Genomic DNA, 14238 nt, shown 5'->3' with positions numbered 1-14238 from the left:
GGGAAACAATATCCTGAAAACCTTTACTTTACAATTTATCCCACTCCTTTGCCGAATTTTTTGGAGATTTTTTGGGATTTCTCTAACCCGTTAACATCTTTGCTACCCTAGAAATGAATTTTATGTAGCTACACATGAATCACAGACGATCGCCCTTTCCATCTCAAACTCTGCCAGATCGAGCGATCGTCCTGAATGAATCCCACCATAGCATAAACAGTTGACAGTTGACAGTTGACAGTTGACAGCGAGATTTATAAACCGCTTTATGCCCCAACTATCAAAATGTCAGGCGGCGGAACTTGCCGTCATCCGTAAATCGCTGTTCGCCAACGCCAACAACTTCCACAATAACTTCGCGATCGCAAATCGCAAATTCCCCCTCCCGCGCGGCAATTTCAACGATGATTTTTTCCTCTTCCAAATACACTTTGTAATTAGTCGTTGCCCAGACACCTTGTTCGTGTTCAAAACTGTGTCCGTCATCCTCATAAAGCGTCCATTCACCGCTTCCGGGCCAAATTCGCATTTTCAATGAATCAAGCGGTTCTTCGCTGACAAATTGCCTCACAGGCGCGATCCTCTTCGAGGGCTTCGCTAACGCAATTATGCCCCCACCCCGCACGTAAAGCGGCATTCTCTCCAAAGGTGCATAAGTTAAAATGTGCCTCGGGCCCTGATAGCATTCGCCCGTCCACCAATCAAACCAAGTCCCCTCCGGCAAATACACGGCGCGGTGTTCAACTCCCGGGCGGTAAACAGGTGCAGCCATCAGCGACGGGCCCAGCAATACTTGATCGTAAAGGTGATAAGTTGCCCGATCGCGCGGAAAGTGATACAGTAGCGGTCGCAAAATCGGCGTTCCCGTCGTCGCAGCTTCCCAAAACAACGTGTAAATGTAAGGCAACAACTGATAGCGCAAATTGATGTATTCGCGGCAAATCTTCTCAGTACGATCGCCAAAAACCCACGGTTCGTGCTGCGCCGTACTCATCGCCGAATGACCGCGCATCAAGGGATACAGCATCCCCACCTGCATCCACCGCGCGAACAGTTCAGCGGTTGCATTCCCCGCAAAACCGCCGATGTCGCAACCGACAAAGGCCACGCCGGAAAGCCCCATGTTGCAAAGCATTGGTAGCGACATTTCTAAGTGTTCCCACTGCGATTGATTGTCGCCCATCCACACCGAGGAGTAACGCTGAACGCCCGCAAAACCCGATCGCGTCAGCACAAAAGATCGATCGCCCGATCGCAATTTTTGCAAGCCCTCAGCACAAGCTTTCGCCATCATCAACCCATACAAATTGTGCGTTTCCGCGTGGGTAGCGCGATCGGATTCCGGGCCTTGCGGTGCATCCAGGGGAAAGCTGATGTGTTCGCCGCCGTCACCAAAAGGCCGTTCTGCGATCGCAGGTTCGTTCATGTCGTTCCAAATCCCCGCAATCCCAACATCTGTCAGGGTTTGGTGCAATTCGCCCCACCACTGGCGCACCTCCGGCCGCAGGAAGTCGGGAAACACCGCTTTGTCCGGCCAAACGTAACCGTGGAATAGCTTTCCCTCTGCGGTGCGGACGAAATAGTCATTCTCCACACCCCGATCGAATATTTCATAATCTGCTTCCGGTTCGTACTTGACACCGGGATCGACAATCGTGACAACCTTAAAACCCGCTGCTTTCAAGTCTGCGATCAGTTTCGCGGGATCGGGGAAACGCTTCGGGCTCCAGGTAAAAACGCGGTAGCCGCGCATATAGTCGATGTCGAGGTGGATGACATCGCAGGGAATCGCCCGATCGCGAAATTCCTTCGCCAACTCCCGCACAATGTCCTCTGATTCGTAGCTCCAGCGACATTGGTGGTATCCCAGCGCCCATTTTGGGGGAAGCGGCATCCGGCCGGTTAACTGGGTGTAGGTGGCGATAATTTGGGCGGGTTCCGGGCCGTAAATGATGTAGTAGTCGAGTTCCGGGTCTCTGGTTTCCATCCGCAAAACCCCCGGTTGTTCCGCGCCGATATCGAATTGACTCCAAAATGTCGTGTTGAAGAAAATGCCGTAAGCGCGATCGGGATTCAGGGCGATGTAAAATGCGATCGCCTGGTACATTTCATCGGTGAGGGAATTGTAGTCGAGGGAGTCGGTTGTCCAGTTTGTCTTGACTTCGGAGAGTTTGTCGAGAAAGCCGGTGCGTTCGCCGAAACCGTAGAAGTGTTCGTCTGCTTCGATGCGCTTCCAGCCCGCGGTTGCACCTGCGCGCCATCCCATACTAGGATCGCAGTCGCTAGCAAAGGGTTTTCCCGATTTGTCAAAGCATTCGATGGAAGTGCGAGATCGCTTGACTGAAATTGTTATTTGCGGTGTTTCAATTTCTATTTTTTCGTCTGTTTCTCGCACTTCAAATGGTGTAATTTCCCACTCTTCGTCAGGGACAGTTATTGAGTGCGATCGGCTTTTGAATTCACCTGTCGGGGACATTCGCACTCGGATTAAATTTGGCGCAAGTACGCTGATGTTTAGGGAAGTTCCGCCACAGTTGAAGTGAATTGTACGCGCGGCGCAGCTATCCCGTAGGGAATCGGTTTTATTTATGGATTCTACGGAGCCGATCGTTGACCAAGGTTGTTCAGTAGTTTGGAGTTTTCCGAAGTATTGCGGCATATAGGATTTGGTAATTGGCAATTAGTAAACCGATAGTGCAAGCTGCACTTGACTACCGTCATCTAGCTAAAGGAGGAATATAAGTTCTCAGCATTTCAAGTAAATGAACAAATGCGGTAAAATATACTTTAGCAATACCGTGGCTAGCCGAATAAGCTACTATAAAAAATGAAACAGGTATCCATAAATTAAGTGGAAAATAACTTAAAAAGTCTACAATATCGCTCGCGATTGCTTCCCACAACTGCTACGGGGTAGCGGTTAAATAACTTTAGCTATCTTCGCCTCACTTGTGAACTATTCTCTTCTCTTCCTTCGCGTCTTCGCGGTTCATTATATCCGGCAAAAAACGAAGTGGAGCTTTCGCTTCACAATTACGAAATCTCCACTTTTATCACTATTCTAGTGGCAGCAAAAAACCTCTTGTCTTCACTAGATATTACTTGTACAAAATAGCCTCTTTCAAAGTCGCGATCTTACCTAGCGCTTCATCGAGATCCTCTTGGGAGGCGCCGTGGGCAATGATGGCATCGGTCAAATGCTTCACAATTGCATCAAAGTGTTCTGGCTGTAAATTCAAACCTGTGTGGGCCTTCTCCATTGAACGGCCTGAATATTGCTTGGGGCCGCCGAGGGCATAAGAGATAAAAGCAGTTTGATGGCGCCGCTGCTTTTCCATATCTGTATGCTCGAAGAAGTGGCTCACTATCTCGTCCGCCAAAACATCGCGGTAAAAATCATCCACCATCTCTTTAATGGCTGACTCTCCACCCATTTTTTCGTACAATGTTGTTGCCATATCGTTTCAGCGAGTTGTTTTTTTTCACTTACTCTTTAATTATAGCTGGCAGCTTTGCTTTTTCACCCTGTGAAATATTAATTTTATCTAAAATAATTATTTAGTAACTGTTGCGACTGCTGGTATTTTTTAGACCAGCCTCTATTTGTAAACTTTATTAACGTTCGATCGCCAGTTAGATATTGTCGATCGCCCTCCCAGCATTTTGACCTAATGCACGGATTGCTTGTTTTAGCAAGATGTTTCCTACACAGCGCCAACAGCCATCGGTTTTCCAGCTAGCAAACTCAAGAAATCGGTTATAAAACAGAGGCCGGATGCGATCGCGGAAATTAGGCTCGCCCCTGCAATTGGACAAGTTAAAATAAATGGGCGATCGGCTGCCGATCTGCATCATGTATAATGGTATTGCCAATATAATCGAATCACAACCACGAGCGACGATCGCCGATCGCCTGTACAATAATATTCTGCCGTTACTACTCGGTTGCGAAACTTCCGCATATCCTGGGCGAGGAACCAAGCTTTTCCCAAGTCTGAGCAATTGCTGCATTCCTATCCGCTGTTTCCTTAAACTTTGATGATTTTTGAGCGCCTTGAAATACTACAGCCAACATCCTAACGCTTTCTCGATCGACTATCTCAACGACTTGCGAGGAGCAATTCTAGCCTCACCTTACTTTGCAACCAACAACCTCAACCGCGATTTCATTGGCACAAAAGGCTTTTCCGTGGTGTTTCAACGTGCGGAAATCGCCGAAGTAGAGCGCCGCTTCCCGTTGTTCAAACCCTATCTAGACCGAGCATTACAGCCGGAATGCAATGCTTTTTACCTCAATCCCCTGCTGCTGGGCGAAGGTTCCCGCGTCGATCCGCATATCGATCGATCTTTGCGATCGTACTGCAAAACGGTTGAACCTCCCGCAGCCGTCAGCGTTTTGTACGTACAAGTGCCGCCAAATTTGCAAGGCGGAGAGTTGATACTGCGGCGCAACAAACAGCAAGTCGGACAGATTAAGCCGCAAGTCAATTCACTCATCTATTTTCAAGGAGATTTGACTCACTCTGTCAGCGCTGTTAAAAGTACCGGAACTCGCTTGAGTTTGGTTTGCGAACAGTACAGTTTGAGCGCCACAGAATTGCAAGATATTCCCGGATTCACAGTGGAGTCTCGGGCTGCGAAAGCAAAAACTAAGTGAGGTTTATTGGATAATTGATATCTCCGGTAAATTAACCGCAATACTTGTAGGGGCGGGTTTCAGCAACAATCTCTGACTCAAACCAACAATATCTATAAACCCGCCCCCACCACGCGACAAAATTAGATCGCGCGCAATTCAACGGACATGAAATGAGCTAGTATGGTGCGTCAGTTGTCAACCGTCAATTATTGAGAAAATAACGCAATGCTGACGCACCTTACAACTTTCATCCGTTAAATCCGTTACGGAATCCGTTGCCGAACTGCCTTATGTGCGATCGCCCCTAGTTTCACTTTCCCAGTTTGCTATAATTACTTGCACGAGTCTTAATGCTAAGGAAGCAAGTCTATGACTATTGCGATTTCCCTCAGTCCAGAAATAGAGGCACTGCTTCGCGAAAAAGCCTCGCGACAGGGACAAGATATTAGCGTTGTGGCTGCCCAAATGCTAACTCGGATCTTGGAATCGGAAACATCAGACTCCCAAGAAGCTATTGAGAGTATCCCGTTAGTAGAGTACGTCAGCTTAGAGCCGTCAATTATGGATAAAATAACGCGCTGCTGACGCACCCTACAACTTCCATCCTGCCGTTACGTGCGATCGGGCGATCGACCCTTCGCCCAAAAAACATAAAATTCTGTAGCCTGCGATACATTTATTTGGTTAATGATTGTTTACACTTTCCAAGTGTAGATTGTGTACTCTCCATAATTCTCCAAAACCCTAAACAAGTGCGTTGTTTGCTGGACTGCGATTTATCGATCGTCGAACCGTTAAAAACCATAAGTAGTTTTGACCAGAATTCATCGGAATTGACTCGCACAAAATTTTTGAGCTTACCAGGGTGAAAATTAGCTACTAAATCCGTACAGCGCCGACATCTATCTACGATGTTGACTCAACTTAGTACAGGCTCCTGTCATCTATTTTCTTGCTAATAACCAAAATCCAACCGCATCTATCTGACACGCTCATTGTCACCCAGATGGACGGCGAAGTGATTGAGCCTCGCTCCTCCAATCTTTTAGAGCCTGCCAAAAAAGGCATTCTCCAAAAAGTGAGCTTTGACTAAAAATGTTGAGTAAATCCAACAGATTAGTCAAGCGTTATACTTTTGCTAACCTTTATTTTTTCACAAATACTCGTCTCGCAATCCCAATAAAAATAACCATGAGTGGAAACGAATCGCGCGTTCAAGCAATTTCTCAAATCGTCAACCGCAAACTGACCCCCGCCAAACCTCCCAAGCGGTTAGAAGAGATGTGGGCAACAGACGTTTTCAGTCTGAGCAAAATGCAAGAAAGCCTGCCCAAAAGCATTTTCAAATCAGTAAAAAACACCATTCAAACCGGGCAAACCCTCGATCCTTCCGTAGCCGATGTAGTTGCAGTAGCAATGAAAGATTGGGCTATTTCCAAAGGAGCCCTCTACTACGCCCACGTATTTTACCCGCTAACCAACAGCACCGCCGAAAAACACGACGGTTTCATCTCAGTCCAAAGCGACGGCTCCGTCATCTCAGAATTTGCAGGTAAACTTCTAGTACAAGGCGAACCCGACGGTTCCTCGTTCCCCAACGGCGGCATTCGCTCCACCGCAGCCGCTCGCGGATACACAGCCTGGGATGTCACCAGCCCCGCCTATGTCATGGAAACAGACAACGGCATGACTTTGTGCATTCCCACTGTTTTCATCTCCTGGACAGGTGAAGCCTTAGACAAGAAAACGCCGCTTTTACGTTCCATTGCCGCAATGAACAAAGCAGCAACCCGAGTGTTAAAGCTGTTAGGAAATACCGAAGTAGCTCCCGTAAATTCCAGTTGCGGTTCCGAGCAAGAATACTTCCTAATAGATGCCAACTTCGCCAACAGCCGCCCCGATTTGTTATTAGCAGGTCGCACCCTGTTCGGCAAACCTCCCGCCAAAGGTCAGCAATTTGACGACCACTATTTTGGAGCAATTCCAGAGCGCGTTCAAGTCTTCATGCAGGAAGTAGAAGAAAGAATGTACCGCCTGGGCATTCCCGCCAAAACCCGCCACAACGAAGTAGCACCAGGTCAGTTTGAAATTGCACCAGTTTTTGAAGCAGCAAACGTCGCCAGCGACCACCAACAATTAACCATGACAATTCTCCGCAACACTGCGAAGAAACACGGTTTTATGTGCTTGCTGCACGAGAAGCCCTTTGCAGGAATCAACGGTTCCGGCAAACACGTCAACTGGTCAGTCGGTAACGCCACCCAAGGCAACTTATTAGACCCCGGCGATACACCGCACTCCAACATACAGTTCCTAGTTTTCTGCGGCGCTGTAATTCGCGGCGTTCACAAATACGGCCCCTTGTTGCGTGCCGTAGTTGCAACTGCCAGCAACGACCACCGCTTGGGTGCAAATGAAGCTCCGCCAGCCATTATCTCTGTCTATTTGGGTTCGCAATTAGAAGATATCTTCGAGCAAATTCGCCAGGGAGGAGTTAAGGGCTCTCAAGGTCGGGGAATCATGAATTTAGGCGTAGAAACACTGCCTGTTTTCGTAAAAGATGCCGGCGACAGAAACCGGACTTCGCCCTTTGCCTTTACAGGAAACCGCTTTGAATTCCGTGCCGTAGGTTCCGGTCAATCTGTTTCCGGCCCGCTGGTGGCAATGAATACAATTCTCGCAGATTCTTTGGACTGGGTTGCTAACAAATTAGAAAGCGATTTAGCCAAGGGAACTGAACTGAATTCTGCCATCCAAACACTCTTGAAAGAAGTGATGGACGAGCACGGCGCTGTGGTCTTTGGCGGCAACGGCTATTCTGAAGAATGGCACAAAATGGCCGTTGAGGAACGGGGTTTAGCTAACTTGCGGACTACGGCAGATGCTTTGCCCGTGTTGAAGGCAGAATACATTGAGGACTTGTTTGAAAAGACAGGTGTTCTGACTCCGGTTGAATTGGAAAGCCGTTATGATGTGTATGCAGAGCAGTATTTGCTGGCTATTGAAGTCGAAGCAAAACTGGTAGGAAGCATTGCCAAAACAATGATTTATCCCGCAGCGGTGAGATATTTGTCGGATCTTTCTAACACAATTGCTGGCTTGAAAGAGATTGGCATTGAATTAGAAAAGGCAACTGCTCAAAAAGTCGCGGCGCTGGTTAAGTCGATGATGGATACTGCGAGCAAGTTGAGTGATGCTTTGAGCAAGCACGATTTTGCTTCGACAGAAGAGCATATGCAGTATGCTTCGCAAACAATTCGTCCTTTGATGGATGAGGTTCGCCAGTATGCTGATGCTTTGGAAGCTGAAGTGGCTGATGATTTGTGGCCGCTGCCTACTTATCAAGAAATGCTGTTTGTTAAGTAATCGCAAACCTGGTTAATTTCCGGTGATATTTGTAGGGACACGGCACTGCCGTGTCCTTACTTATTTGTGAGGTTAAATGAGTGTTACGCTGAATCTGCCAATCGATTTTAGATTTTAGATTTTAGATTAAAGAATTGAAGCATTGACCCCACGGGTAAATTCGGGAGCTTGTTTATCGGATACAGGTTTTTTATTTCTCCACGGATGAATCCGGGGGCTTGTATCCTGGATGCTTTCGGTCAAGCGATTTGAGATTTGAGATTTGAGATTAAAGATTAAAGAATTGAAGCATTGACCCGACGGATGAATCCGGGGGCTTGTATCCTGGATGCTTTCGGTCAAGCGATTAAAGATTAAAGATTAAAGATTAAAGATTAAAGAATTGAAGCATTGACCCGACGGATGAATCCGGGGGCTTGTATCCTGGATGCTTTCGGTCAGAGTCATTAAATGCCAGCTAGAGTAAGAGTCGTGAAGATTGTTGAGATACCCCTCAACAAGTTTATCGGCGTAGAAAAAGTAATATTGCTGCGAAAAGCTATTATGCAAATTCAATCTCTTTTCAAACAAATGACTCTGGCGGCTCTAGCTCTATTTTTTGCGATCGCTTGCAGTCGATCGACTCCGAACGTAAACTCTTCCCCTGAAGCAAGTACCTCTAGCACCTTTAGAGTGGCGTTGCTCACGACAGGACCTAAAGATAACAACAGTTGGGATCAAGCTTGCTTTGAAGGATTGAATCTCATCAAAAATAAATTTAATGCTCAGGTAGACTTTACTGGCAGTATTGACGGTGAACATAGTGAAGCTGCCATTCGCAAATATGCCCAGTCAGGCTATGACCTGGTAATTGCAGCCAGTGGTGCCTATGCCAAAGCTGCCGAAAAGGTCGCTAAAGAATTTCCGCGAACGAAATTTGCCCTGATTACAACGCATCCAGGGAATAACAGAAATTTGGGGGCTGTTGCCTTTCGATCGGGTGAGGTGGGGTACCTCACAGGCACTTTGGCTGCCATGAAGACCAAAAGCAATAAAGTTGGCTATCTTGTGGGTGCAGCTTATCCGGTTTATAAAGAAGAAGAAGCTTTGTTTAGGCGGGGAGTGAAGGCAACGAATCCCTCTGTCCAAGCCTCGACTGCTTTTCTCAACACTTGGAGTGATACGGACAAAGCCACCAAAGTCGCAATGGATATGGTTGCCTCTGGAGTAGATGTTTTGGCATTCAACGCGGATGAGGCAGGATTAGCCGCCCTAAAAGCCGTTACGCAAAAGCCAGGAGTCTTTGTGATTGGTTGGGCAAAGGATCAGTACGAACTGGCTCCCCGCAAAGTCCTAACTAGCGTTCTGCAGGACATTCCCAATCTGGTGCTAAATGCGGCCGTGTTAACCCAGCAAGGTCGCTGGGAAGGTAAACTTTACAAGTTTGGGCTGAAGGAAAAGATCTACGACTTTGCCCCTTTCCGTGGCACTCTCACGTCTCAGGAAGAGGATACTTTCAAGATTATCCGAGAAGCTGTGACGACTGGCAAAATAGATGTTTCTCCTTAGTGCGCCCATGAATTGATTTACCAATATTAGTCCTAAGTCCGATGAAAAATCAACGCCACGATCGCGTTCTGCCGATTGCCAGAAGCTCCCGTTCTCATCATCCCTGGCAACGCTTCTTTTCTATTGCACATCAGCTCCGCTATGGTTTGATATTTTTGGTTCTCCTGAGCTTACTGCCCACTGGTGGCTTGCTGATCTACCTCAGCTTTCAGGCGCAGATCCAGCAATCGCGATCGCTCCAACAAGAGCGCAGTCAGACAGCAGCAGGGCAGATTGATAATTATCTAGATGACTTGAAACGAAAACTGAGCTATTTAGCTAGGGTCAAAGGACTCACAAACTTTCAACCTCAAGTGCAGCAGAGCCTGTTGGAAGGGTTGACTCGTCATAATGATGCTTATGAAGCCGTTGCCATTTTGAACCGGAAGGGACAAGTTGTCGCGTCAGTTTCACCCTACCAACCGCTCAAGTTAGAAAATCCAGCCAATTCGCCACTGTTTATTCGTGCCTTCAAACAACAGGAAGATTATGTCAGTCCTGTAGAAATTAATCCTAAAACTCACCAACCAACCACCATTCTGGCGGTTCCGATTCGCAATGAGCGAGATGAGGTGGATGGGGTGCTATTAGCACAGGTAAATCTCAACTTTCTCTGGTTTATTGTTTCCCAAACCGAGGTTGGCAAAACGGGTTATGTCTATGTAGTTGATGAGCGTAATTTTCTCATTGCTCAAAAGGGTAGTAAGCCAGAAACCTTTCAACTTCAAGATATTTCTAAGCGCCCCTTCTTTCAATTCTTGAAAGCATCCGAAGATACGAAGCGCCTTAACGTTTATCCGGGTCTAAAGCAGGTAGAAGTATTGGGAGCCAGTGCCTTAGTTCGGAGCGTGAATTGGAATGTGGTTGTAGAACTGCCAACGGCTGAGGCTTATGCTCCCGTTTACCAAATGCTCTCAATTATGGGAGGCTCATTGGTGGTGGTGACGATCGTCGCTGTTGGCATTGGCTTTCTATTTATTCGGCAAATTGTGGTGCCACTCCAGCGCTTAACCACGGCAGCTACTCAACTCAGTGCGGGGCAATTAGAGACACGGGTCAACATTGATAGCCAAAACGAATTGGGGACATTGGCGATCGCATTTAACAATATGGCAACCCAGTTAGAGGAACTGATTAAAGCAGTTGAAGTGGAACGCAATTTTGTTTCAGCAATTCTTGAAATTGCAGGTGCCCTGGTAGTTGTGCTCGACCCGCAGGGACAAATCGTTCGCTTTAACCGAGCTTGCGAACAAATGACTCATTACTCGTTTAGTGAAGTGAAAGGGCGCTACATTTGGGAATTGTTCCCGAACTCAGACTTAGCAGGACTTGCCAAAACTGCTTTTGAGTCTTTACAATCTGGTAATTTTCCCCAGCAGTATGAAGGCAGTTGGGTGAGCAAAGATCGACAACTCAGACTCATTGCCTGGTCAGATACTGCTTTAGTCGATGATCGAGGTGAAATTGAGTACATCATCAAAACAGGGATTGACATTACTCAACGGAAACAGGCAGAAGAGGAACTCAAAGCGTCGGAACAGCGACTATCTTTTCTATTCCGCCAAAGTGCACTGGCAGTGGTGGAATGGGATTTAAACTTTAAAGTCACTGCCTGGAATCCAGCGGCAGAGAAGATTTTTGGTTACACGGCTACAGAGGCGATCGGACACCATGCCGCAGAATTAATTGTGCCTGCATCTGCCAGAAAGGTGGTCGATCAAATTATGAACGAGTTGTTGATGCAGAGCCAAGGAATCTACAGCGTCAATGAAAATTTTACAAAAAACGGCAAAATCATTATTTGCGAATGGTTCAATACGCCTTTAGTAGGGGATGGTGGAAATATTGTTGGAGTTGCATCCTTGGCACTGGATATTACTGAGCGCAAGCAAGCCGAAGCTGCGTTAAGGCAAGCAAAAGAGGAAGCTGAGGTTGCACTCAAAACCTTACAGCAAACTCAGGCACAGCTTATTCAGGCAGAGAAAATGTCAGGTTTAGGGCAACTGGTTGCTGGTGTTGCTCACGAAATTAATAATCCAGTCAACTTTATCTATGGCAACCTGAGCTATACATCCGAGTACACGCAAAATTTACTACAGTTGATTCAGCTTTACCAGCAAACCTATCCAACTAATGCCCAAATTGAGGAAAAAATTGAAGAGTTCGAGCTGGACTTCATTAGTGAAGATTTGCCCAAAATCCTGACTTCAATGAAGGTAGGAGCCGATCGCATTCGTCAAATTGTCCTGTCGCTACGAAACTTCTCGCGGCTCGATGAGGCAGAAATGAAGCCAGTTGATATCCACGAGGGAATTGACAGCACATTGATGATTTTGCAAAATCGACTGAAGGCAAATCCGGATCGTACTGCTATTGAAATTGTCAAGGAGTACGGCGACTTACCGCGAGTAGAGTGCTATGCCGGACAGTTGAACCAAGTCTTTATGAATATTCTGGCAAATGCGATTGATGCTTTAGAAAACTACGACAATCAGCGTTCTCCAAAAGATATCCAAAAGAATCCCAGTCGCATCACTATTCGGACTAAGCTAGTCACCAACGAAACTCAGGCTGGTTATTCTAAAAACGTGGTGATTCAAGTTCAAGACAATGGGCCTGGGATGACGGAAACTGTCAGACAACAGGTGTTCAATCCCTTCTTCACCACAAAACCAACTGGTAAAGGAACTGGATTAGGGCTATCCATCAGCTATCAAATTGTAGTTGATAAGCACGGTGGCTTCCTCCAGTGCTTTTCTCAACCCCATCAAGGAGCAGAGTTCCGCATTGAAATTCCTGTTTTGCAAAGCGGTGCTGTAGCACTCGTGGGTAAATAATATCAATTCCGGTTGCACTCATACATGATGTTGACTGTTGACTGTTGACTGTTGACTATTGACTGTGAAGCGAACAACTGAAAATTGCGCCGAGATAGGTGGCGACTTGTAAAAATTATTCATGAATTGCCCTCTAATTTATCATTCCGATGCAGCCGGAAACGATATAACTGCGATCGCATTCCTCTATATATAGCGTTTTTAAAGTAGCTGGGAAACTGCTATAGCGCCTCTGAATGATTTGTGTAAATAAAAGAAAAGTGGTGAGTTCAAATTCAATAAAAAAAGGGGGCAGACAAGTAGTTAGTGCCAGCAGCGGGCGCTCCGACTCGCGACAGCAGGCGATCGCACACCTAACCAGGCGATCGTAGCGAACGGCTCCTCAAACCCTCACAACTAAGATTTGGGGCGAGAGCGCTTGGAGTTTCTTTCTCGCATTCCATTGTCAAAAGTAAAAACATCGCTTGTCTGATAAAATCTTGAGCGATAGCTTAAAAACAAATATATATGCTGACTCTAATCTCCTGACTAAAAAAAAAGTTACTGACCCACGCCAAAATTCAGGGAAAAGACATCTTTTAGGACTGATATTACTATGGGTTATTTTGGGACTCATGTTCGGTCATCTGGGAGATAGAGACCGAGGAAGACATTAATTTTAAAATTCAGAATTACAGAGGGTTTTAGTCTTAAGTTGACACAAATGGGCAGCGTCCAACTCCCGGCAGGCTTTAAGAAGTCGGAGATTTAACATAAGATTAGATACACCTACTTAAAGCTAGATAAATGACAGTACCGCGTCTGGAACAATTTAGAGGTTGTCTGATCGGTCAGTGTCTCGGCGACGCTATAGGCTGTAGAGTAGAAGGCTATCCTCCGGAAGTTTGCCAAAACTTTGTCAGCTACGAAGTTAGACTCAAAAAAATCAAAGATCGCGATCGCTTCGGCTTTCCTTTTGGTCAATACACCGACGACTCCCAACTCGCCCGCGAACTCCTCCAAAGCTACCTCGCTTGTGGCGAATTCGACCCCAGCGACTACGCCACCCGTATTGCTGACATTTTCGCTCAACAGCGCATTGTCGGGCGGGGTCGAGCGACAGAAGAAGCTGCAAACCGCCTGATACGGGGCGTTGCTTGGCAAGAAGCTGGTACTCGTGCTCCCAATGCTGGTAATGGCAGTGCTATGAGGGCTGGACCGATCGGCTTAATATTCTACGATCGCCCGTCCCAGCTTGTACAAGCTGCTTGCGATCAAGGGCGCATCACCCATCAAGATTCGCGGTGTTCTGCCGGGGCTGTGGCGATCGCCGGGGCTGTGGCGATCGCCCTTCAATCTGACATGATTGAAACTGAGCCATTTCTCGGTCAACTGAGCGAATGGGTAGGAGAAGTTGATTCTTCCTTTGCCGCTTTGCTCAAAGATTTGATTGATTGGGTCAAATTGCCTCCAGAGTCAGCCGTAGAGTTGATTTCTAGAGCTGGACTCCCGTTAAACTACGAGCACTCTTGGCAAGGAATCTCGCCTTTTGTCGTTGGTAGCGTCTTGTGGAGTTTATATGCGTTTTTGAGAACGCCTCAAGATTACTGGGAAACTCTCTGCACTAGCATCGCCGTCGGTGGCGATGTGGATACCACCGCAGCAATGGCTTGTGCCATCAGCGGGGCATTTCTGGGCCGAGAAGCCATCCCGAATCAACTAGCGGAATTTTTGAACGATCGGGGTACTTGGGGTCTGGGCGAACTGATTAAACTCGCTGACAATTGTTATCAGTTGAAAGTCAAGTTGTAGCCGCTTCTAACAACTTAG

At 46.9% G+C, this 14238-nt stretch carries 9 protein-coding genes; 6 read left to right on the top strand and 3 right to left on the bottom strand.

Annotation, left to right across the window (positions count from 1 at the left end; genetic code table 11):
* Window positions 1–280: 280 nt before the first annotated feature.
* From QUB63_RS03805 to QUB63_RS03795, 3 genes are all read right to left on the bottom strand, one after another.
* Window positions 281–2659 (bottom strand): glycoside hydrolase family 31 protein, encoded by a 2379-nt coding sequence (locus QUB63_RS03805; RefSeq protein WP_332943470.1) that lies wholly within the window; start codon window positions 2657–2659, stop codon window positions 281–283.
* Window positions 2660–3098: 439 nt separating this feature from the next.
* Complete coding sequence (locus QUB63_RS03800) at window positions 3099–3458, bottom strand: group I truncated hemoglobin (protein ID WP_332943469.1); 360 nt, start codon at window positions 3456–3458, stop codon at window positions 3099–3101.
* 175 nt (window positions 3459–3633) lie between these two features.
* The gene (locus QUB63_RS03795; RefSeq protein ID WP_332943468.1) at window positions 3634–4011 is read right to left on the bottom strand and encodes a hypothetical protein; all 378 of its coding nucleotides are present in this window, start codon (window positions 4009–4011) and stop codon (window positions 3634–3636) included.
* A gap of 34 nt (window positions 4012–4045) precedes the next feature.
* On the opposite strand from QUB63_RS03795, the gene QUB63_RS03790 reads away from it, so the two are divergent.
* The 6 genes from QUB63_RS03790 (at window position 4046) to QUB63_RS03765 (ending at window position 14220) form a co-directional block, all read left to right on the top strand.
* The gene (locus QUB63_RS03790; protein WP_332943467.1) at window positions 4046–4657 is read left to right on the top strand and encodes a 2OG-Fe(II) oxygenase; all 612 of its coding nucleotides are present in this window, start codon (window positions 4046–4048) and stop codon (window positions 4655–4657) included.
* A gap of 351 nt (window positions 4658–5008) precedes the next feature.
* The gene (locus tag QUB63_RS03785) at window positions 5009–5224 is read left to right on the top strand and encodes a hypothetical protein (RefSeq protein WP_332943465.1); all 216 of its coding nucleotides are present in this window, start codon (window positions 5009–5011) and stop codon (window positions 5222–5224) included.
* Between the two features lie 606 nt (window positions 5225–5830).
* A complete protein-coding gene (locus tag QUB63_RS03780; protein ID WP_332943464.1) occupies window positions 5831–8005 on the top strand; it encodes a glutamine synthetase III family protein in 2175 nt (724 codons plus the stop codon).
* A 450-nt stretch (window positions 8006–8455) separates the two neighbouring features.
* Complete coding sequence (locus QUB63_RS03775) at window positions 8456–9553, top strand: BMP family protein (RefSeq protein ID WP_332943463.1); 1098 nt, start codon at window positions 8456–8458, stop codon at window positions 9551–9553.
* Window positions 9554–9594: 41 nt separating this feature from the next.
* Window positions 9595–12429: a PAS domain S-box protein gene (locus QUB63_RS03770; protein WP_332943462.1), complete on the top strand. Its 2835-nt coding sequence runs from the start codon at window positions 9595–9597 to the stop codon at window positions 12427–12429.
* A gap of 786 nt (window positions 12430–13215) precedes the next feature.
* Window positions 13216–14220, top strand: coding sequence for an ADP-ribosylglycohydrolase family protein (locus QUB63_RS03765; protein ID WP_332943461.1), 1005 nt, complete (start codon window positions 13216–13218; stop codon window positions 14218–14220).
* The last annotated feature ends 18 nt before the right edge of the window (window positions 14221–14238 follow it).

Source organism: Microcoleus sp. ARI1-B5 (genome assembly GCF_036705795.1).
In the GTDB taxonomy this organism is placed as follows: domain Bacteria; phylum Cyanobacteriota; class Cyanobacteriia; order Cyanobacteriales; family Microcoleaceae; genus Microcoleus.
Note: the sequence above shows the minus strand (reverse complement) of the source record. Positions and strands in the feature narration are given on the sequence as shown.